We start from the raw sequence: 19,155 nt of genomic DNA, 5'->3' as shown, positions 1-19,155 counted from the left end.
GGCCAAAATTACTGTTTCACGTTACTCCGGATTGTCAGACGGAACAGCCCATGACGTGCCGAATGATATCCTGCCGCGCAAGCCCGCGCTGAGCGAGTTCCTCGTCGCTCAGTGACGAAAGCGCCTCGATCTTCCGGATCTTGCTGTTGGCTTCGCCAACGCGGATGACCGCATCCCAAAGACCGCCGAAGATGTCTGCAAAGAAACGGCCAGCGCCGTGCGAAAGCGTTGTGTTCGTCGATGCATCTGCCATGGGTGTCTCCATTGCTCGGAAAATTGATCGACTTTCACATATGCTGCACCTGCAGCATTTTCCAGTCCTCCATGGGAATGGCTGCCGTGCACGTAATGCAATACTGAGCTGGAAGCTTCTGTCGGTCACTCCTCTCGGAACGCATCGTCCACAGGTACCTGAAGAGCAGAGACGATGGCATTGGTCTGATTTGCCATGCCGATCACCGCCAGCAGCTCGCCATACATCTGTTCGTTCATCCCTTTCGCCCGTGCCGCGGCTGTGTGTGAATGGATGCAGTACTCACATCCGTTCGTGGATGACACGGCAACATAGATCATCTCTTTCACAAGGGGGTCCAGGGCGCCCGGTGCCATCACCTCTTTGAGGCGCTCCCATGTTGCCTTGAGCAATGCCGGATCATGTGCGAGGGCGCGCCAGAAGTTGTTGATGAAATCGGTTCCCCGAACGGTCCGGATATCTTCGAACACGGCCAGCGCCTCGGCGCTGACCTCTTCGTCGGACAAGAGCCTGACGGTTCCCATGTTCAGACCATGGCAAAGATGCGCGCCGGCCCACCCGAGCCGCCCCGATGAGCGGGCGCACCAACGACCAGCGTTGCGCCGCTTGCCGGAACCTTGTCCAAGTTGGCCAGGTTCTCGATACCGTAGCGGTTGGTAGGCAGCCATGCGTAATGCGTTGCGAAATCTGCGGACGGACCGTGATCCAGGGAAAGCGTATCAACGGCAATGGCCACGGCGCCGGTTTCCTCGATCAGCATCTGTGCCGCCTCGACATGAAAACCGGGGAAGTGCATCTTGCCTTCGCCATCGGCATTGCGGAACCCGTCCCCGCCGGACTTGCCGCCCCAACCTGAATGCATGGCGATGCAGGCACCATCCGGTATCTCTCCGTTTGCATTCATCCACGCCTTCAGGTCCTCGGGAGTCACTTGGGCATCGGCATCATCGGCAGCCTTCGCGGCGATATCGATCACGCAAAGCGGACAGACGAGGTTCGAGACAGGGATCTCGTCCACCGACTGGCCGTCGGCTGAGAAATGAAGCGGTGCATCAATATGAGTTCCGGTGTGTTCATTGATGCTGAGATTGAACAGGTTGAACCCGCTCTCCTCGAAATTGAAGGCCTGGTCTGCGCTGAAGCCGGGTTGGCCAAAGTAGGTTGGGAAATCGCCGTCATAGACATGGGTCATGTCGACCACACCTCCGTGTCCTGCCGCCAGCGCAGGTGGCGCCGCAACGGTCTGACCGACGACGGCTCCGGCGGCGAGGGCCGCTCCTCCCTTGAAGAACGAGCGCCGCGACAGCATCCGATCCTTCACGGCATTCATCACACAGATATCACACATATTTCTATCTCCCTGTCTGTTGCCCGCCCGAGTCGGTCCGCCTTGTGCGGCTGCCGCGGGGTCAGCCTAGCACGGAAAGCGTGCCATGCGTCCAGCCTCACGATTGCAGCCCGTTTCACCCCGGACTAGGCTTAACCGGAAAAGGAATGGATCAGGCTATGGCGGGGCAGACGGAACAGGTTCTTTCGGGGGTCCTCGAAGATATCGACCATGGGCGATTGAGCCCCGGCGACCTGATGGAAGAAGCCTATCTGATGAAGCGTCACGGCGTTTCTAGAACACCTGTTCGCGAAGCATTCATCCAGCTTGAAACACTGGGTCTCATACGCCGTCTGCCGCGCAAGGGGGCGATGGTGTTCAAACCCTCGCTGGAGGAGTTCCTGGCCATACTCGAAGTGCATGCCAAGCTGGAAGGGCAGGCAGCCGGTCTCGCTGCGCGGCGGATGTCGGCAGCCCAGGCACGGCAATTGGAGGAGGTTGTGTCGGCTTGCGAGGTTCATGCCGCCGAGAAAGGCGATCGCGACCCGTACGGCTATTATCGGCTGAACCTCGCCTTTCACGAGACCGTCGCACTGGGATCGGGCAATCCATACCTGGTCGAAATGATCAAGACCCACGCGCGGAAACTTCTTGCGTATTACCGCGCCCGATACCGCTATCCGGGGTCGATCCCCGACTCGGCGCGTGAGCACCGCGAACTGGCCGAACTCATACTCGACCATCGGCGCGAAGAAGCCGAGGCGCGTATGGCCGCGCATGTACAGTTCGATCAGGTTACGGTGATGGATCTGCTGGCAGCACTGGCATAGCAGGGGGCTCCCGCCTCCTTGAGCCGCATCTGCGATGCGACACGCGGAGTTGGGCCGGGCAGCGCGCTATCGCGCGCTGCGGTGGTTTCTACGTCGCTTGGGAGTGCTCAAAAAATCGCGCAATGCTTTCGGCAAATGCATCGGTGTCGGCCGTCCCCTCCAATGAGGCCATCGCCGCTGCGTAGGACGCACTCCCCAATTCGTCGGCGAGTTCTTCTGTAAGTGCCGTTATGAACTCGCGTGTCATCTCCGGGTGGTGCTGGGTGGTATAGATCGCGTCGCCTATAAAGAAGCCTGCGACAGGGCAGTCTTCGGACTGCGAAATCGTCACTGCTCCCGCAGGCAGGGATGTCACCTGTTCCGTATGGCTGCCATAAAGCCTCACCACGTCGGGCAGGTCGGATGCCCAGTCGGGCCTGCTTTGCATTCGGCTGTGCGTCAGGCCATGGACCCATCCGCCGGGATTGTCACCGACGACCCCGCCAAGGGCCAGTGCAACGGCTTGATGGCCAAAACAGGCCCCGAAGATCGGCAGACCGCTGGCATATGCGGTGCGGACAAGATCAAGTAGCTTTCCGATCCAGGCGGCATCGCCGCGCACGGATGCCGGGCTGCCGGTGATCATCACGCCGTCGAGACCGTCGAGGGTTTGGGGAAACTCACCATCTTTCACGCGGAACACGACCGTTTGCCACTCTGGCCGCACGCGGTGAACGAGATCGGTGAATTTCTGCCCGTCCTTGGGGTGGCGCTGCGCAAATGCGCTTTCGTCCGTATTCGTCATGAAAATGGCCAGGCGCATGATATTCCTCAGAACTTTTAGATTTACATATTTATGACTACATATAATATACATATGTTAAGAGATGTAGGGAAGGGATAAAGATGACGGTATGGACGCCCAGCGATGACGGATATGCCGATCTGACCAGCCATGACGCCTTCGTGGATGGGGCGCCGCACAATACCTTTGCCCGCCTTCGACGCGACGACCCGCTTCATTGGACCGAATACGCCGATGGGCAGGATTTCTGGTCCGTAACGCGACATGCCGACATAGCCGAGATGAACAAGAACACCGCGGTCTTCTCGTCGGCGCGCGGTATCCGGATGGAAGACCAGAGCTACGAGGAGTATCTCGCACGCCGCACGTTTCAGGAGACCGATCCGCCCGAACACAGCAAGACGCGAATGAAGTTGATGAAGGCCTTCTCGCGGACCACGATGTCGCAATATGAGGAAGATATTCGCCAGATTTGTGTAGATATCCTTGATGACGTGCTGGAGAAGGGAACGTTCGACGCGACGAAGGAGATCGCGCGACAATTGCCGATGCGGATGCTGGGCCGGATTGTCGGCCTGCCGGACGAGGATCTACCCTGGCTGGTGGAAAAGGGCGATGCGCTGATCGCCAATACCGATCCCGATTTCACCACGCATGTTCTGGACAAGCTGGACACTGACGAATTCCGGATGATGCCGTTCAATTCGCCAGCGGGTGCCGAGCTTTATGCCTATGCCAAGGAGTTGATGGACAAGAAGGAGAGCGCAGGCGACACCTCGGGTATCCTCAACATGATCCTGCAACCGGCCAAGGACGGCTCGGTCATCACGGATACCGAATTCCGCAACTTCTTCTGCCTCGTTGTGGCGGCAGGGAACGATACCACCCGGTATTCGATCGCCGCGGGGATTCAGGCGATGTGTCATCAACCGGAGTTGCTGGTCCAGATGCAGGGGGGCGGAGACATATGGGAAACCGCGCCGGACGAGATCATCCGCTGGGCAACGCCGGCCCTCTATTTCAGACGAACGGCGACGCAGGATCACGAGATGCACGGCAAGACAATTCGTGCGGGCGACAAGGTGCTCTATTGGTTCGCCTCTGCGAACAGGGACGAGGAGGCGTTCGACGACCCGTTCCGCGTAAATCTCAGCCGCAGCCCCAATCGGCACATGTCCTTTGGTCAGGGCGGACCGCATGTATGCCTTGGAATGTGGTTGGCGCGGCTCGAAGTAAAGGTGTTGTTCCAGGAACTTGCGAAAAGAATAAGCGCCATCGAACCAGCGGGTCCGCACAAATTCCTGCGGTCAAATTTCGTTGGCGGGATCAAGGAACTGCCGGTTACGGTGCGCATGGCCTGAAACGGCTACAGGGGAGGAAGAGGGACCATGAAAGACCGGCTGCGCGCGATGTATTGCGACCATCTCAGCATCATGCGGGGAAAGTACCTACCGCACCACAAGATCGGGGATGACAGTACCCGCTTCTGCCTGTCCACGTTCGGTGTGCATTATGACCGCGATTTGCTGGACGCCCCGGGTGCGAAGATGAAACAAGGGCTGCCCGACATGGAACTGCGCTGGCTCCATGACGACATCCGCGACAGCTGGCATGCCCATACCAAGATCGTTCTGGGCGACCTCTACGATGACCAGGGTGCGCCCCTGCCTCTCTGCCCGCGTGGCACGTTGAAACGCGCTGTTAAGGACTGGGAGAAGCACGGGTTGCGTCCCAAGGTGGGGATCGAGCTTGAAGCTTTTGCGCTGCAGGCCGACGACAGCGGCCGGCTGGTTCCGTATGACGCGCCGGGCGGTGTCGTCTATGGTACGGGGCCCTTTGCGGACCCATTGCGCTTCAACGACCGGATTTGGGCCATGGCCGAGGAGATGGGCTTTTCCCTGGACATGATCACGGCGGAATTTGACAGCCCACAGTTTGAATACACCCTGACTTTCGATGACGCTCTCAAGGCTGTGGACGATATCGTTCTGTTCCGTCTGATGGCGCGCGAAGTGGCGCTGGAATACGGGATCGTGCTGACATTCATGCCCAAGCCCGTGGCCGAAGCGGGCGGGTCGGGGATGCACATCAACTTCTCCTTCGTGGACGAGGTGGGTGGCAATGCGCTGTCCTCCGGACCGCGCGGCGGGCCAGAGCATATGAACGATCTGGCGCGCCAATGTCTGGCCGGGTTGCTGCACCATCACCGTGGTCTTGCAGGCCTCATCGCTCCCACGGCCAACAGCTACATGCGGCTGCAGCCCGGCTCCCTTTCGGGGTTTTGGCAAAACTGGGGCGGCGATCACCGCAACGTCACGACGCGCATCTCGTCGGAGGGGGGGCCAAAGGCACGGCTTGAGCACCGGATGGCCGACGCGTCATCCAACCCGTACACGGCTGTCGCGGCAGTCCTTCATGCGGCGCGCCTGGGTGTCGAAAGCGGTTATGAGCTTCCACCTATGGAGACCGGGGATGGGTTCGACCGGACTGACGCAAAGGTTTCAACCGCGATCGACCTCAAGGGGGCAGTTGCCGACCTTGAACGCGACACCGTTCTTGCCAAGGCAGTGGGTGAGGATTTGGTTGCCAACCATGTCTTCATGAAAACGAAAGAAGTGCGCAAGACCCGTGACCTCGAAGGCGACGCCTTGCGCGATTTCTACGTACATTTCATTTGAGGGAGAGCGCACCATGAATGTCACCTGGACCCTTCCCGACGGTGAAACCCGGGCAGCAGCGATAGAGCCGGGCATCAGCTTGATGGAGGCCGCGGTTGCCAACGATATCCCCGGCGTCATCGGTGAATGCGGCGGATGCCTCAGTTGTGCGACCTGTCACGTCTATGTCGATGACGCGTGGATCGACAAGACCGGCACACCCGAGGAATTCGAGGATGCGATGCTCGATGTCGCCGCGGCTGAGCGGCGAGCCACCAGCCGGTTGAGTTGTCAGATCGAGGCGCGCCCGGAACTTGATGGGCTGGTCCTGCACGTGCCCGAGGCTTGAGGCGGAGGCGGCATGTGGCCTAGCTGCGGCAGCCCGGGCTAAGTTGATCCGATATCCTTGCTTTAGCGGTGCTGTCCGCCCAGACTCCGGCAACCAACAAGGCAGGCAGCAAGGGGCAGCGCCGTGGCAAAGGATATGGCAGTCGCCGCCGAGTGTTTCGGCGTACGCGTTCCACAATCACCGTTTCTGAACGAACTGAGGATCGCGCGTCTGAACGCTGGCCGGTACGAGGGACAGGAGATCGAGGGTGCGCTGCATGTCGTGGGGTCCGACGACGTGGTTCTTGAAATCGGTGCCGGTATAGGTGTGGTGGGTGCAGTCATTGCGCACAATGCTAGACCGCGCGCCGTTCATTCTTTCGAGGCGAACCCGGCCTTGATCCCATGGATCAACGAACTCTACGAACGGAATGATCTGAAGGGGCGCATCTCAGTCCGCAACGAAGTACTGATCGCCTCGCCCGATCGCCCGGAAACCGTCAGCTTCCACATTCGGAGCAGTTTTCTCGGCTCCTCGTTGATCAAGTCGGAGCGTCGCCCGACCGAGGAGGTGGAAGTCACGACCGTCTCTTTTCAGGACGTATGCGCAGCCATCAAACCCACCGTGCTTGTCATGGATATCGAAGGCGGCGAACTGGATCTGTTGGAACATGCCGACCTGAGCCCATTCCGCGCGATCGTGTTGGAGTATCACCCCGAAGCCTACGAAGTGGCAGGGATGCGGCGCTGCAAGAACATCATTCGGGACGCTGGTTTCGTACGGGTGGACGAGAAATCCACCCGCACTGTCTGGACCTGTCTCCGAGAGGCTGGATAACGCCGCCGGTCAGGTCAGCTGACCGAGGCGAAACCTGCGTCAAGCGCCGACAGTATGATGCTGGCCTCGTCTTCGGACAGTATCAGCGGCGGCGACAGAATGATGTTCGGTCCCGAGACGCGAACCATCGCCCCCGCGCGATAGGTTTCCTCCTGGATCTTCCCGATTGTTGCCTTGTCGATCGGTGTCTTGCTGCTGCGGTCGCTGACCAGTTCCATCGCGGTCATCATGCCTTCGCCGCCGCGCACATCGCCGATCAGGTCGTACTTCTCCATCAGGGATTTGAAGCCGTCATGCAATTGCGCTCCCCGCGCGGCGGCGTTGGTGGGCACGTCCAGACGGATCGTTTCAGCGAGGCATGCGATGGCAGCCGCGGCCCCGACCGGGTGGCCGGAATAGGTATAGCCGTGACCGATCGCAGCGCGGCCTGTCTCGTCGCTTTCAAAGACCTGCGCCACCTGTTCGGCAATCATCACCGCGCCGAACGGGAAATACCCGTTGGTAATCGCCTTGGCGGTGCACATCATGTCGGGTTGAACGCCCCAATGGCGCGAGCCCGACCAACTGCCCGTGCGGCCGAAGGCGGTGATGACCTCGTCGGCGATGAGCAGGATCCCGTGCCTGGAGCAGATGTCGCGCACGCCGGGCATGAAGCTTTCGTGCGGCGGGATCACGCCGCCTGCGCCAAGAACCGGTTCCATGATAAACGCAGCGATCGTATTCGCGCCCTGAAACGCGATCTCGTCCTCGAGCGCCGACAGGCAAAGCTGAGCCAATCGCTCGGGGTCGGTCTCGTTGAACGGGTTGCGATATGTGTAGGGGGCAGGAATGTGGTGGCAGCCCGCCAGAAGCGGTTCATAGGCCGTACGGAAATTGGCGTTACCGTTCACGGATGCGCCACCGAAATGGGTTCCGTGATACCCTTTCTTGAGGGAAAGGAACTTCACACGCCCGGCCTCGCCGCGGATCTTGTGGTACTGCCGGGCAAGCCGCAGCGACGTTTCGACCGAATCCGACCCTCCGGAGGTGAAGAAGGCGCGCGACAGTCCATCGGGCTCGAAGAAATCGCGAAGCTCTTCGGCCAACTGGATCACGGCGTCATTCGTCGTGCCCCGGAAGATCGAGTAATAAGGAAGGCGATCCAACTGCGCGGTAATGGCATCCTTGATGGGTTGGCATGAAAAGCCTAGGTTCACGTTCCAAAGCCCGCCAACGCCATCGACGACCTCGTGCCCGTCGACATCCGTGATCCTGACGCCTTGCGCCCCGGTGACGATAGTCGGCGGATTTGCCTGGCAATCGGCGGGATGCGCCATCGGGTGCCAGACGGATCGCGCGTTCATTTCCTTCAGGAAGTTGGAGTCCTTCATGGGGGTTTCCTCGGCTGGGCCCATGGGGCCATTGGTTTGAGGCGGATCAGGCCGCCCGTTCTTGCGGGTAATCTGCTGGGCAGAAACCGCCGATCTTTTGGGTCAGTTCGAGTGCCGCTTCCTTGACGGCCTCAGCGATCCTGTCGCGTTTCTGTGGTGTCATCCGCGATGCCGGTGCCGCAACGGCGATGGCCCCTGCAGGGTTCTGCTCGGCATCGAAAATGGGCGCGGCCAAAGAATGCACATCCAGTTCGAACGCATTGGCCGATTCTGCCACGCCATTTGCACGGGCATTGGACAGGACCTGCCTCAGCTTCTCGGGGTTGGTCTCGGTCCGCTTGGTATGGCCGACCAAGGGTGTTGCCAGGAATTCGTCGACGAATTCCGCATCTGAGTAGGCGAGCACCGCCAGCCCTGACGCCGTGGCATGAAGCGAGAGTACCTCGGCGTCTTCCATCATTACGCGGGTGGCGTGGCGTGGGCTGTATTCATGGATGAGCGATGTCAGCTCGCGTCCGCGAAGAATGCTCAGATGGCTTGTCTCGCCTGTCAGATCGCACAGGTCTTTGAGTACATCGCGGGATACGGACAGGATCGGAACCGCTTTTTCGCGCAGCGCCGCAAGGCGCAAAACCTCGGGGCCGAGCCTGTAGGCACGATCATTGCCGACCTGCTCGACAAAGCCGCATGCCTGCAATTCGCCCATAAGGCGAAACACCGTAGCCTTGTTCATTCCGGACGCGCGCGTGATGTCACTCAGGCCCATTTCCAACCGGGTTTGGTTGAAATGAGTCAATAATGACAAGGCTTTGGCGACAGTTCCCATTGGGATGAATCTTTCAAGTTTTGCCTTTGGATGCGCTGCGATGGCGATTTTTACGCTGCGTCATGCATTAAGTGTTGACAGACTCGCCAATGGGCTGTCAATCTAAATTTAAACCAACGGTTCAAATAATGAACCACAGAAGAGGTCACTTCAGGGAGATCGCAATGACCATCAAGACCAAGATAACCGGGGTGCTGGCGGGGGCGGCCATCACGCTTTCCGCCGGTGCCGCGCTGGCCGAATACCCCGAAAAGCCGGTCAACTTCATCGTGCCGTGGCCTCCGGGCGACCTCGAAGACGTGCTGACCCGAATGATTGCCGAGGATTTCCAGAAGGAATACGGCGTCGCAGCAGCAGTGGTGAACAAACCGGGTGGCGGCGGTGGGCCCTTCCCCGGTGCGATCGAGGTGGCGCAAGCCCCGGCCGATGGCTACACGATCGGGTCTTTCGTGATTGGTGTCCCGGTCCTCGGGCACCAAATCGACATCGCGCCACTGACCCCGGCGAAGTTCGATCCGCTCGGTATCTTCCTCACCTATCCTTTCGTCATCGCGACAAGCGGCGACGCGCCCTATTCGTCGATGGATGAATTGGCAGATTACGCCAAGGAGAACGACGTGGCGCTCGGCCATTTCGGCGATGTGCTGACGCCGACACAAGTGACCAAGGCGCTGGCGGTGAACAAAGGGTTCGGCTGGGGGTCGGACGCGGCCTTTGATGCGCTGGACTGCAACACGCTGGCCTCTGGCGATGCAGATGTGATCAACACAACGTTGCAACTCATCCTGCCCTGCCTTGATGACGTCAAGGTTCTGGTTTCGATCACGGACGAGCGCATTCCGCTGGTGCCCGACGCGCCGACGATCGGAGAGGTTGACGACAGCCTGAACATCGCTCTTTGGAACGGTCTGTTCGTTCACAAGGACACGCCGCAAGAGGTGCGCGAAAAGATCATCTCCGTTGCCGAGAAGACAGTGATGGGCGAGCGTGCGCAGAAGGTGGCCGAAGAGACCGGTGCGCTGGTCTACTGGCAAGGCGCCGACGACAGCGCCGGACGCATCGCACAGGATATCGACACCGTTGCCCGTATCGGCGCGCTGCTCGAATGATTCCAACGGGCCGGGCGATCACCCGGCCCATTCCAACGCCATTCGAAAGACCGAACCATGTCAACCGAACGTGAACGCCGTTTTGTCGGCCCGCGTCGCGGACAGATCCTGTTCGCTCTGTTCTTTGCCGGTGCATCGCTCGTTCTGCTGAGCCAGATCGGCAACCAGACGGCGTGGGTCGACAAGACAGCATTTTTCGCACAACCACGGTTTTGGCCGGCCATCGGTCTGGGCGGCATGGTGATCCTTGGCGCATTGCACCTTTACCGAATGCCTTGGCGGCATGTGACCCGCTATGACATCTGGGAAGCGCAGAAATGGGGCTCGGTGCTCGAGTTCGGGGTCTGGTTCATGGCCTACGTGTTTCTTGTTCCGGTCATCGGGTATCTGCCGGTCACTCTGGCCTTCGTGCCGGCGCTGGCATGGCGGATGGGGTATCGTTCGCGCTTCATGCTGGGCGTCAGCCTCTTGTTCGCTATCGCCGTGGTGGTGCTCTTCAAATCTCTTCTTGGCGTCAAGATTCCCGGCGGGATGCTTTACGAGTACCTGCCCGGCGGCTTGCGCAGCTTCTTCATACTGTATCTCTGATGGACCTGATCCTTTCCGCAATCGAGATCCTGATGCGTTGGGACGTCGCGCTGGCTCTGCTGACAGGGTCGGTCGGCGGCGTCCTGATCGGGGCCATCCCCGGCGTCGGCCCTGCCGTCGCGATCGCCATCCTGCTTCCCGCGACCTTTTCCATGGATCCGATCGTGGGGCTGACCGTCCTGCTGGGGATTTACGGCAGTTCGATGTATGGCGGTTCCATCCCCGCCATCCTGATCAACACTCCAGGTACGGCCGTCAACGCGCTGACGACCTATGACGGTTATCCGATGACGGCACGCGGTGAGCCGAGGCGCGCGCTGAGCCTTGCCTATTCGTCATCCTTCTTCGGTGGTGTGTTCTCCGTCATCTGCCTGATCCTTTTTGCCCCCGTTCTTGCCAAGATCGCCCCGATGTTCGGATCCCGCGAGATCTTTTTGGCAGCACTTTTGGGCATCATCCTTGTCGTCGTTGCCCACCGCGGCCAATCGCTGATTGCCGGTGCGCTGGCCTGTTTCGGGATTTTCCTGCAGTCGATCGGGCTCGAGCCGGTCAAGTACACGTCCCGCTACACGTTCGATCAGCCGTTCCTGTCATCGGGCATCGACCTGATCGTCGTCGTACTTGGCCTGTTCGCGCTCAGCCAAGCCTTTGTCTTGCTGACGGATGTCGACGAAAAGGTACGTCTGACAAAACTGCGTGGCGGGATGTTCCAAGGGCTGCGCGAACTTGCCCGTCATCCCCGGGTTGCGGGCGTGTCCGCCAGTTTCGGCGTCGTTATGGGCATGATCCCAGGCGTGGGAGAATTCACCGCCCAGTTCCTCAGTTACACCTATGCCCAGAAATCATCGAAACGTCCGCAGGATTTCGGTCATGGGTCGTCCGAGGGGCTGATCGCTGCCGAGACCGCGAACAATGCTGTGCCAGCCGCCGCCATGGTGCCACTACTGGCTTTGGGCATACCCGGCGAGGCGCTGACCGCGATGATGCTTTCGGTCTTTTACGTGCACAATGTTGTCCCGGGGCCGGGCCTTTTCCAGAACGACATGGATTTCGTCGTGGCGCTCTACATCGCGCTTCTCGTGCTGAACGTTCTGGTCCTCGCGTTCCTGCTGCTGGCGACCAAGTCGCTGATCCAGGTTGTCCGCATTCCGAACCGTTTCCTGGGCGTATGCATCCTGACACTCAGCTTTGTCGGCGTGTATTCCCTTCGCAATTCGGCCACGGACTGCCTGATTGCCGCGGTCTTCGGGCTTTTGGGCTACGTGCTGAAACGTCTCTCGCTACCGTCCGTCCCAATCATTCTGGGTATGGTCCTTGGCGGCATCATGGAGGTCAAGCTGCGCGCCGGCATGGCACGGGTCAAGGAACCGCTCGATTTCATCGACCGACCGGTGGCTTTCATCCTGTTTCTCATCATCGTCATCGTTCTCGCCATCCATATTCGCCGGGTGATCCTGGATCGGCGCGAGCTGAAGGAGGCCGAATGGCAGACCAGAAACGCATCGACACGCTTCGGCAAGCTGATGTTGCGCCGCAGAAACTCTTTCTTGAAGGATCGTGGCAAGAAGGTACGGGAACGCCACTCGAAGCGACTTCGCCGATTGACGGGACTGTTCTGACGACCCTTTCGGGCGCTTCGGCGGCGGATGTCGACCGGGCGGTCGCGTCGGCCAGACAGGCGTTCGACGACGGCAGGTGGTCGCGTCTCGCTCCGGCGGCGCGCAAGAAGGTGTTGCACAAGATCGCCGACCGGATCGAGGCCGAAGCGCTGAAACTGGCGGTGCTGGGCGTTCGGGACAACGGGACAGAGCTGAACATGGCCCTCAAGGCCGAACCTGGCTCTGCTGCGGGCACTTTCCGCTACTACGCCGAGGCGCTCGATAAGGTCGCTGGCGAGGTCGCGCCGACGCCGCCGGATATTCTTGGCCTCGTACATCGGGCCCCGGTCGGGGTCGTGGCGGCAATCGTGCCGTGGAATTTCCCCTTGATGATCGGAGCGTGGAAACTGGCGCCTGCCTTGGCGATGGGCAATTCCGTCGTGCTGAAACCAGCGGAAACCGCCTCGCTTTCGCTTCTCAGGCTAGCAGAGATCTGCGCCGAATGCGGCCTTCCGGACGGCGTGCTGAACGTCGTGACAGGGTCGGGGGCAGAAACCGGGTCCGCGCTTTCGATGCACATGGATGTCGATGTCTTGACCTTCACCGGCTCCGGCGCGACGGGCCGCCGCCTGCTGGAGGCTTCGGCGCGCTCGAACCTGAAACGGTGTTACCTGGAATTGGGTGGCAAATCCCCGAACATCGTCTTCGCCGATACGCCGGATCTTGCACATGCGGCCAAGGTATCCGCCATGGGCATATTCCGGAATTCCGGACAGGTTTGCGTAGCGGGTTCGCGCCTCTTGGTCGAGGCCTCTGTTCATGACGCATTCGTCGATCTGCTGCAGTCAGAGGCAGAGGCACTTCGCGTGGGCGATCCTCTGAACCTCTCCACCCAGATCGGCGCTGTAAACTCCGAGGCGCAACTGTCGCGAAACCTGTCTTTCATGGAGACAGCTCGCGAAGAAGGCGGAGTAGTGCTGACCGGAGGGAAACGCATCCTGCACGAAACAGGAGGGAGCTACATGGCGCCGACCATCGTCACTGATGTCGCACGCGAGGCCACCCTGTTTCAGCAGGAAGTTTTTGGCCCTGTCCTGTCGGTTACGAGCTTTGAGTCAGAGCAGGAGGCGGTTTCGCTCGCAAACGCAACCGATTACGGCCTGGCGGCGGGTGTCTGGACCTCCAACCTCAGCCGGGCGCATCGCATGATTGCCGCCATCCGGGCCGGGGTCGTGCACGTGAACACCTATGGCGGGCCAGACAATACGGTGCCTTTGGGCGGTGTTGGCCAATCCGGTAACGGGCATGACAAGTCCCTTCATGCGCTGGACAAATACGTGGACCTGAAAACCGCATGGATCCAGCTATGATTTCTGATACGCAAACCCTGTTGGAGCGGCGGGCGAAACTGCTCGGCCCCAATGTCAGCACATTTTACGAAGAGCCGGTGCATCTTGTGAAAGGCGAGGGGGTCTGGCTTTGGGACGCGCAGGGACGCAGGTATCTCGATTGCTACAACAACGTTCCGCATGTGGGCCATTGTCATGCTCGCGTGGTCGAGGCCATCGCGGCGCAAGCCGCAACCCTCAATACACATACGCGCTACCTCCACGAAGGCATCTTGGACTACGTCGAAGCACTGACCGATACCTTTGCCGCGCCGCTCGACACCGCGATCCTGACCTGCACGGGATCCGAGGCGAACGACATCGCGCTGCGTATGGCGCAGGCGGTGACTGGCGAAATGGGGGTGATCGCCACAGACCATACCTATCACGGTAATACGATGGCGGTCAGCCAGCTGTCGCGCACCAACCCTCCGCCAGGTGGCTACTGGGACCACATGGCTTTCGTCGCCGCGCCTGACAGCTACCGGCCCCTTGGTGGTGACGACGGCATGGCACATGCGCAGGCCTTTGCAAACGCAGTGCAAGAGCAGATCGATGCGCTGGCCGCGCGCGGCCACGGACTCTCCTGCCTCATAATATGTCCGTATTTCGCCAATGAAGGGTTTCCCACCCTCGAAGAAGGCTGGCTCGCCCCGGCGATCGACGCGGTGCGCAAGGCGGGCGGGATCGTCATCGCAGACGAGGTGCAGCCCGGTTTCGGGCGGCTCGGAACGCATTTCTGGGGCCACCAGAAGGCCGTGATCACGCCCGACGTGGTCACATTGGGAAAACCGATGGCCAACGGGCATCCAGTGGGCGGCGTGGTGACGAGCCCCGAGATCATGGCGGCTTTTCGAACCAGCTTTCGTTACTTCAACACTTTCGGGGGCAACCCGGTCTCGGCGGCTGCGGCCCTCGCAACCTTGCGCGTTGTGCAGGAGGAAGGGCTTATGGAGAACGCGCGCGAGGTCGGCGAATATGCCCGCGATGGGCTGCGCGACCTTGCGGGGCGCCACGAGTGTATCGGCGATGTGCGTGGATCGGGTCTGTTCTTCGGCGCCGAGATGGTGTTGGACCGCGACTCGAAAGCGCCGGCCACGGCCTTTACCAAGCGCGTGGCCAACGAAATGCGTCAGGAGGGCGTGCTGCTCAATTTCCTTGGTATCCACTACAATGCACTCAAGATTCGCCCGCCCATGCCATTCAGCCGCGAGAATGCCGACCAACTTCTGACGACACTCGGCCGGGTGCTCTCGCGGGTTCCGTTGGAACCATGAACCGTTCCGTCCGTCAGGCACTGGCCCTTTGGGACCTTGAAGGTGCCGAGGCCCGGTTGATCGCACAGCGGGAAAACGCTGTCTGGCGGATCGATCATGCTGGCAAGAGTTATGCTTTGCGATTTCACCGGCCCGGGTACCGAAGCGATGCGGAATTGGCGTCCGAGCTTGACTGGATGGCCATGCTGGCCCGTTCCGGTCTTATCGTGCCTCGACCTGTTCCCCGGTCGGATGGTGGCTTCATTGGCAGGTCAGAGGAGCATCGCGTGAGCCTTCTGACCTGGCTCGACGGAAAACCCATAGGCGAGGTCGGGCGCCTCGCGGCAGGGCTCAACCCCCGTGCGCTGAGCCGCGCCGTGGGCGAGGAAATGGCCCGGATGCATGACCTCACAGATGACTGGACACCGCCGCAGGGATTCGTCCGACCGGATTGGCGGGCCGTCGGTCTCATTGGCGACGACCCGCTCTGGGGCAGGTTCTGGGAGCATCCTCATCTGACGTCAATTCAACGCGACATGTTCTTGCGCGCACGAAAGGCCGCCGGGCGTGCGCTCGAACGGATGGATCTCGATGCGGGGCTGATTCATGCCGACCTCTTGGCCGAGAATGTAATCGAGCATGAGGGCAGAATCGCCTTCATCGATTTCGACGACGCAGCCATCGGCTACCGTGATTTCGAACTGGCGACCTTCCTGCTGAAGTTTCTGGACCGCGATTACTATGCCGACATGCGCGCGGGTCTGCTGGAGGGATACAGCGCAAGGCGAAGGGTCCAGCCGGAGCATCTCGACCTGATGCTGCTTCTGCGGGCATTGAGTTATCCGGGCTGGATCGCCACGCGCCTGGACGAACCCGGTGGGCCCGCGCGCTCTGATCGGGCGATCCAAACCGCTTTGGCGCTGAGCGAGACATATCTGAAGGGGAGGACCTGATGACCGAAACAAAGACGATCCTCGTGGTCGGCACCTACGACACCAAGGACGACGAACTGCGCTATCTCTCCGACGTGATCCGCAACCAGGGCGGAGCGGTGCTGTCGATGGATGTCAGCGTTCTTGGCGATCCGTCGCATCCCACGGATGTATCCAAGCACGATGTTGCGGAAGCAGGCGAAAGCTCGATCCAGGAAGCGATCGATAGCGGCGATGAGAACGTCGCGATGCAGATCATGGCCCGTGGCGCCGCGGCAAAGGCGCTGGAACTGTACCGTGTCGGCCGCATTGACGGGGTCATCGTTCTGGGCGGCACGATGGGTACCGATCTGGCGTTGGATGTTTGCGGTGCGCTGCCTTTGGGCGTTCCAAAATATGTCGTTTCCACCGTTTCGTTCTCGCCCCTGATGCCGCCCGAGCGGATCGCCGCGGATGTGCAGATGATCCTGTGGGCAGGCGGCCTCTACGGCCTCAATTCCATCTGCAAGGCGTCCCTGAGCCAGGCAGCCGGTGCCGTCCTTGGGGCTGCGCGGGCGGTTGAGCCGCCGAAACGCGACCGGCCTTTGATAGGCATGACGAGCTTTGGCAAAACGGTTCTGCGCTACATGGTGACACTCAAGCCCGCGCTTGAGGCGCGCGGGTTCGAAGTCGCGGTGTTTCACGCCACGGGCATGGGCGGTCGAGCCTTCGAATGTCTTGCCGCCGAAGGAGCCTTTGCCGCCGTAATGGATTTCGCGCCCCAAGAGGTGGCGAACCACCTGTTCGGCGGTCTGAGTGCAGGCGAGGATCGGCTAACGAATGCCGGCAGAAATGCAATCCCGCAGATGGTTGCGCCGGGCTGCTACGACCTTGTCGATATCGTTGGATGGCAGCCGATGCCTGCCCATTTCGCGGATCGCCCCGTGCACGCACATAACCGTTTGCTTACCTCGGCCGTGCTGACAGCCGAAGAGCGTCGGCAGGTGGCAAGGGCAGTTTCCCAAAAGCTTGCCGAAGCGCAGGCGCCGGTCGCCGTCTTTCTGCCGCTTCAAGGATGCAATGAGTGGGACCGTGAAGGCGCCGATCTTCGCGATGCCGAGGGACTCGCCGCATTTTGCGAGGAAATGGAGGCGAGTTGCCCCGAGACTGCCGATCTGCACAAGCTCGACGCGCATATCAACGACGACGCATTTTGCGACGCCGTCTTGGCGCTCTTTGATGAGTGGTGCGCAAAGGGAATCGTCAAGAAATCCTGACGAGATCGGCGTTACGCCAGGTCCGCAACATAACGATAGGCGTCGCCATCTCGCTCCACCCTGCCCAGTCCGCCGTCGGGCAGGTGGTAGCCGATCAGCGGCATCTGTTCGTTCGCCAGCCGGTCGAGCAGGGCAAGGCGGGTTTCAGCAGCCTGTTCGGCGACGTGGTCCGAACCGGACGGCCATTGGGGCCGGGCAAAGGCCACATGGTGATTTCCGATTGCGTCGCCGACGATCATCGCCGCGCTGTTCCCCTGACGAATCTCGAACGACATGTGCCCCTGCGTATGTCCATAGGTCGCGACTGCAGCGACGCCCGGCAGGATTTCCTCGCCATCGTCAAAGAACTCCACGCTGCCTTCCAGGATCTCCAGACGCCGCTTGGCACCGCTCGCCATCGACGCGCGAGCCTCGCCGATGGTGTCGATCGTCTCAGGATTCCACCAATAGTCCCACTCGACCCGACCCATCATGTGACTGGCGTTGGCAAAGAGCGGTTCGTCGAAATCGTCCAGAACGCCCCACAGGTGGTCGGGGTGCCCGTGGGTGAACACTACGTCAGTGATGTCTTCGGGCGTCAGTCCCGCGGCATCCAACGCATCAAGCAGTTCCCCGGCCGACGGCATGAAGAACTGACCCGACCCCACATCGAACAATACATTCCGGTCGCCATGCTGCAGGAGCGTGACATTGCAGGGCGGCGTCAAGGCGCCCTCAGCAAGGTCGAAATCGGCCAATACAGGGCCCAGCTCCTCCTCGGGCATCGGGGCGAAAATGAACTCGCGCGGCAAGCTGAGATGCCCGTCGCTCAAGGTGATGAGCTTTGCCTCGCCAAGCGCCATCTCGGTCGCGGCCCAGGCCGGTCGAGCGGCAAGCCCCGCAAGGGCCAGCGAGGATGTGGTCAGGAACGTGCGGCGAGTCAGGGTCATGCGTGGTCCTCCTTTGTGGCATTCTTTCATTCGCAAATGTGAATTTCAACTACGGGAATGGCCTGAAGATGCACGCTTGACATATCTTACTATTTTTATCAGATTATCGGTGTGAGGTCAGCCATCCCCGACCGGGCCAGCCAGTTCCTGAACACAGCCACAGCCAGATGCCACGCAACGACATGAACCGGAGCACCCGAAAACGCCTTGGCATGTCCGATGATGGATTAGGAGACGACAGGATGACTGCCCATAGCCCAAACCCGACACAAGGATACGCTGTTCAGATGCTGCCGGCACACAAGGCCGAAGACCTGACAAATGGCGGAAACCTTGCCCATATCGAACTCGGCGACCAGCTGTATACCTTGCGCATCACGCGCGCCGGCAAGCTGATCCTGACGAAATGAGTCCTTCTTCTCGGGGTGGTGCGTCCGTCGGGCGCCTTGCCGACCTGTCCCCGGTCGAGGCCGGGGCGGTCATGTACCTGCGTCTCTGGGGCGAAAGCGATCATGGACGCGAAGCCGCCGCCCGCGACTTTGCACTTGCGTTGGGCGAGGGGCAGGGGCGCCGGGCAATGCGCACGCTCGACCAGATCTGTATGCTGTGCGCGCGCCATGGCCGCCGACCGGTAATGCGGCACGGCTTGAACTGCAGCTGCCTGGGCGCGGATGAGAACTGGTTTGCCCAGCTCGTCGGAGCGGCCAGTGACGGTGCGCATGAGGACGCGACGATGTTGGCGGCCTTGCTGGTACGTCCCGACATGGCGCCGACACTGGCCGGGTTGAGCCTGCAACTCGGGCTCGCGTTGCGAAAAATGACGGCATCCGTGAACGCGCCCAGGGCCACTCACGATATGAGCAGCGCCGTCCTTCACTAGGCCGGCG

Annotated in this window: 21 protein-coding genes; 14 read left to right on the top strand and 7 right to left on the bottom strand. The window is 60.7% G+C overall.

The genetic code is table 11. The annotated features are described in order from the left end of the window. Positions 1–34 precede the first annotated feature (34 nt). The 3 genes from ACFORG_RS10090 to ACFORG_RS10080 form a co-directional block, all read right to left on the bottom strand. Positions 35–253, bottom strand: a complete 219-nt coding sequence (locus ACFORG_RS10090) for a DUF1127 domain-containing protein (RefSeq protein WP_386735299.1) — start codon at positions 251–253, stop codon at positions 35–37. A 125-nt stretch (positions 254–378) separates the two neighbouring features. Beyond that, on the bottom strand, positions 379–777 hold the full coding sequence (locus tag ACFORG_RS10085; protein ID WP_386735298.1) for a carboxymuconolactone decarboxylase family protein: 399 nt from the start codon (positions 775–777) through the stop codon (positions 379–381). Positions 778–779: 2 nt separating this feature from the next. After that, complete coding sequence (locus ACFORG_RS10080) at positions 780–1,601, bottom strand: cyclase family protein (RefSeq protein ID WP_386735297.1); 822 nt, start codon at positions 1,599–1,601, stop codon at positions 780–782. Between the two features lie 158 nt (positions 1,602–1,759). On the opposite strand from ACFORG_RS10080, the gene ACFORG_RS10075 reads away from it, so the two are divergent. Further along, the gene (locus ACFORG_RS10075) at positions 1,760–2,410 is read left to right on the top strand and encodes a GntR family transcriptional regulator (protein WP_386735813.1); all 651 of its coding nucleotides are present in this window, start codon (positions 1,760–1,762) and stop codon (positions 2,408–2,410) included. A gap of 88 nt (positions 2,411–2,498) precedes the next feature. Here ACFORG_RS10075 and ACFORG_RS10070 read toward each other — a convergent pair whose 3' ends face one another. Beyond that, positions 2,499–3,212, bottom strand: coding sequence for a type 1 glutamine amidotransferase (locus ACFORG_RS10070; RefSeq protein ID WP_386735296.1), 714 nt, complete (start codon positions 3,210–3,212; stop codon positions 2,499–2,501). An 83-nt stretch (positions 3,213–3,295) separates the two neighbouring features. Here ACFORG_RS10070 and ACFORG_RS10065 point away from each other — a divergent pair, with 83 nt between their 5' ends. The 4 genes from ACFORG_RS10065 to ACFORG_RS10050 all read left to right on the top strand — a co-directional run bounded on the left by ACFORG_RS10065 (position 3,296) and on the right by ACFORG_RS10050 (position 7,016). Continuing rightward, on the top strand, positions 3,296–4,555 hold the full coding sequence (locus ACFORG_RS10065) for a cytochrome P450 (protein WP_386735295.1): 1,260 nt from the start codon (positions 3,296–3,298) through the stop codon (positions 4,553–4,555). A 27-nt stretch (positions 4,556–4,582) separates the two neighbouring features. Beyond that, the gene (locus tag ACFORG_RS10060; protein ID WP_386735294.1) at positions 4,583–5,872 is read left to right on the top strand and encodes a glutamine synthetase; all 1,290 of its coding nucleotides are present in this window, start codon (positions 4,583–4,585) and stop codon (positions 5,870–5,872) included. A gap of 13 nt (positions 5,873–5,885) precedes the next feature. After that, positions 5,886–6,200: a 2Fe-2S iron-sulfur cluster-binding protein gene (locus ACFORG_RS10055; RefSeq protein WP_386735293.1), complete on the top strand. Its 315-nt coding sequence runs from the start codon at positions 5,886–5,888 to the stop codon at positions 6,198–6,200. Positions 6,201–6,323: 123 nt separating this feature from the next. Then, positions 6,324–7,016 carry an FkbM family methyltransferase gene (locus ACFORG_RS10050; RefSeq protein ID WP_386735292.1) on the top strand — a complete coding sequence of 231 codons (693 nt, stop codon included), beginning with the start codon at positions 6,324–6,326 and terminating at the stop codon, positions 7,014–7,016. Positions 7,017–7,030: 14 nt separating this feature from the next. On the opposite strand, the gene ACFORG_RS10045 is transcribed toward ACFORG_RS10050, so the two are convergent. Continuing rightward, a complete protein-coding gene (locus ACFORG_RS10045; RefSeq protein WP_386735291.1) occupies positions 7,031–8,386 on the bottom strand; it encodes an aspartate aminotransferase family protein in 1,356 nt (451 codons plus the stop codon). A gap of 46 nt (positions 8,387–8,432) precedes the next feature. Beyond that, positions 8,433–9,212, bottom strand: coding sequence for an IclR family transcriptional regulator (locus tag ACFORG_RS10040; RefSeq protein WP_386735290.1), 780 nt, complete (start codon positions 9,210–9,212; stop codon positions 8,433–8,435). A gap of 164 nt (positions 9,213–9,376) precedes the next feature. On the opposite strand from ACFORG_RS10040, the gene ACFORG_RS10035 reads away from it, so the two are divergent. The 7 genes from ACFORG_RS10035 to ACFORG_RS10005 are packed head-to-tail and all read left to right on the top strand — an operon-like array spanning position 9,377 to position 17,339. Next, on the top strand, positions 9,377–10,321 hold the full coding sequence (locus ACFORG_RS10035; RefSeq protein WP_386735289.1) for a tripartite tricarboxylate transporter substrate-binding protein: 945 nt from the start codon (positions 9,377–9,379) through the stop codon (positions 10,319–10,321). Between the two features lie 57 nt (positions 10,322–10,378). Then, entirely contained in the window at positions 10,379–10,909 is a 531-nt protein-coding gene (locus ACFORG_RS10030) for a tripartite tricarboxylate transporter TctB family protein (protein ID WP_386735288.1), read from the top strand. Next, positions 10,909–12,528, top strand: a complete 1,620-nt coding sequence (locus tag ACFORG_RS10025; protein ID WP_386735287.1) for a tripartite tricarboxylate transporter permease — start codon at positions 10,909–10,911, stop codon at positions 12,526–12,528. Before ACFORG_RS10030 ends, ACFORG_RS10025 begins: the two co-directional genes overlap by 1 nt. Continuing rightward, a complete protein-coding gene (locus ACFORG_RS10020) occupies positions 12,411–13,877 on the top strand; it encodes an aldehyde dehydrogenase (RefSeq protein ID WP_386735812.1) in 1,467 nt (488 codons plus the stop codon). The genes ACFORG_RS10025 and ACFORG_RS10020 overlap by 118 nt, the downstream gene beginning before the upstream one ends. Beyond that, positions 13,874–15,172, top strand: a complete 1,299-nt coding sequence (locus ACFORG_RS10015; RefSeq protein WP_386735286.1) for an aminotransferase class III-fold pyridoxal phosphate-dependent enzyme — start codon at positions 13,874–13,876, stop codon at positions 15,170–15,172. Before ACFORG_RS10020 ends, ACFORG_RS10015 begins: the two co-directional genes overlap by 4 nt. Beyond that, positions 15,169–16,104, top strand: a complete 936-nt coding sequence (locus ACFORG_RS10010) for a phosphotransferase (RefSeq protein WP_386735285.1) — start codon at positions 15,169–15,171, stop codon at positions 16,102–16,104. The genes ACFORG_RS10015 and ACFORG_RS10010 overlap by 4 nt, the downstream gene beginning before the upstream one ends. Continuing rightward, a complete protein-coding gene (locus tag ACFORG_RS10005; RefSeq protein WP_386735284.1) occupies positions 16,104–17,339 on the top strand; it encodes a Tm-1-like ATP-binding domain-containing protein in 1,236 nt (411 codons plus the stop codon). Before ACFORG_RS10010 ends, ACFORG_RS10005 begins: the two co-directional genes overlap by 1 nt. An 11-nt stretch (positions 17,340–17,350) precedes the next feature. On the opposite strand, the gene ACFORG_RS10000 is transcribed toward ACFORG_RS10005, so the two are convergent. Then, a complete protein-coding gene (locus ACFORG_RS10000; protein WP_386735283.1) occupies positions 17,351–18,268 on the bottom strand; it encodes an MBL fold metallo-hydrolase in 918 nt (305 codons plus the stop codon). A 242-nt stretch (positions 18,269–18,510) separates the two neighbouring features. On the opposite strand from ACFORG_RS10000, the gene hemP reads away from it, so the two are divergent. Together hemP and ACFORG_RS09990 are read left to right on the top strand one after the other, a co-directional pair. After that, positions 18,511–18,678: a hemin uptake protein HemP gene (hemP, locus tag ACFORG_RS09995; RefSeq protein ID WP_386735282.1), complete on the top strand. Its 168-nt coding sequence runs from the start codon at positions 18,511–18,513 to the stop codon at positions 18,676–18,678. Next, a complete protein-coding gene (locus ACFORG_RS09990) occupies positions 18,675–19,148 on the top strand; it encodes a hypothetical protein (protein ID WP_386735281.1) in 474 nt (157 codons plus the stop codon). Before hemP ends, ACFORG_RS09990 begins: the two co-directional genes overlap by 4 nt. The last annotated feature ends 7 nt before the right edge of the window (positions 19,149–19,155 follow it).

The sequence above is a fragment of the Lutimaribacter marinistellae genome, from assembly GCF_042648365.1.
GTDB lineage: Bacteria > Pseudomonadota > Alphaproteobacteria > Rhodobacterales > Rhodobacteraceae > Lutimaribacter_A > Lutimaribacter_A marinistellae.
This window is presented reverse-complemented; position numbering and strand designations above follow the sequence as displayed.

Coding starts and splice junctions, on each gene's coding strand:
- ACFORG_RS10010 (WP_386735285.1), top strand. CDS start 15,169: ATGAACCGTTCCGTCCGTCAGGCACTGGCCCTTTGGGACCTTGAAGGT.
- ACFORG_RS09990 (WP_386735281.1), top strand. CDS start 18,675: ATGAGTCCTTCTTCTCGGGGTGGTGCGTCCGTCGGGCGCCTTGCCGAC.
- ACFORG_RS10030 (WP_386735288.1), top strand. CDS start 10,379: ATGTCAACCGAACGTGAACGCCGTTTTGTCGGCCCGCGTCGCGGACAG.
- ACFORG_RS10040 (WP_386735290.1), bottom strand. CDS start 9,212: ATGGGAACTGTCGCCAAAGCCTTGTCATTATTGACTCATTTCAACCAA.
- ACFORG_RS10075 (WP_386735813.1), top strand. CDS start 1,760: ATGGCGGGGCAGACGGAACAGGTTCTTTCGGGGGTCCTCGAAGATATC.
- ACFORG_RS10090 (WP_386735299.1), bottom strand. CDS start 253: ATGGCAGATGCATCGACGAACACAACGCTTTCGCACGGCGCTGGCCGT.
- ACFORG_RS10005 (WP_386735284.1), top strand. CDS start 16,104: ATGACCGAAACAAAGACGATCCTCGTGGTCGGCACCTACGACACCAAG.
- ACFORG_RS10015 (WP_386735286.1), top strand. CDS start 13,874: ATGATTTCTGATACGCAAACCCTGTTGGAGCGGCGGGCGAAACTGCTC.
- ACFORG_RS10035 (WP_386735289.1), top strand. CDS start 9,377: ATGACCATCAAGACCAAGATAACCGGGGTGCTGGCGGGGGCGGCCATC.
- ACFORG_RS10080 (WP_386735297.1), bottom strand. CDS start 1,601: ATGTGTGATATCTGTGTGATGAATGCCGTGAAGGATCGGATGCTGTCG.
- ACFORG_RS10070 (WP_386735296.1), bottom strand. CDS start 3,212: ATGCGCCTGGCCATTTTCATGACGAATACGGACGAAAGCGCATTTGCG.
- ACFORG_RS10000 (WP_386735283.1), bottom strand. CDS start 18,268: ATGACCCTGACTCGCCGCACGTTCCTGACCACATCCTCGCTGGCCCTT.
- ACFORG_RS10025 (WP_386735287.1), top strand. CDS start 10,909: ATGGACCTGATCCTTTCCGCAATCGAGATCCTGATGCGTTGGGACGTC.
- ACFORG_RS10045 (WP_386735291.1), bottom strand. CDS start 8,386: ATGAAGGACTCCAACTTCCTGAAGGAAATGAACGCGCGATCCGTCTGG.
- ACFORG_RS10060 (WP_386735294.1), top strand. CDS start 4,583: ATGAAAGACCGGCTGCGCGCGATGTATTGCGACCATCTCAGCATCATG.
- ACFORG_RS10065 (WP_386735295.1), top strand. CDS start 3,296: ATGACGGTATGGACGCCCAGCGATGACGGATATGCCGATCTGACCAGC.
- ACFORG_RS10055 (WP_386735293.1), top strand. CDS start 5,886: ATGAATGTCACCTGGACCCTTCCCGACGGTGAAACCCGGGCAGCAGCG.
- hemP (WP_386735282.1), top strand. CDS start 18,511: ATGACTGCCCATAGCCCAAACCCGACACAAGGATACGCTGTTCAGATG.
- ACFORG_RS10085 (WP_386735298.1), bottom strand. CDS start 777: ATGGGAACCGTCAGGCTCTTGTCCGACGAAGAGGTCAGCGCCGAGGCG.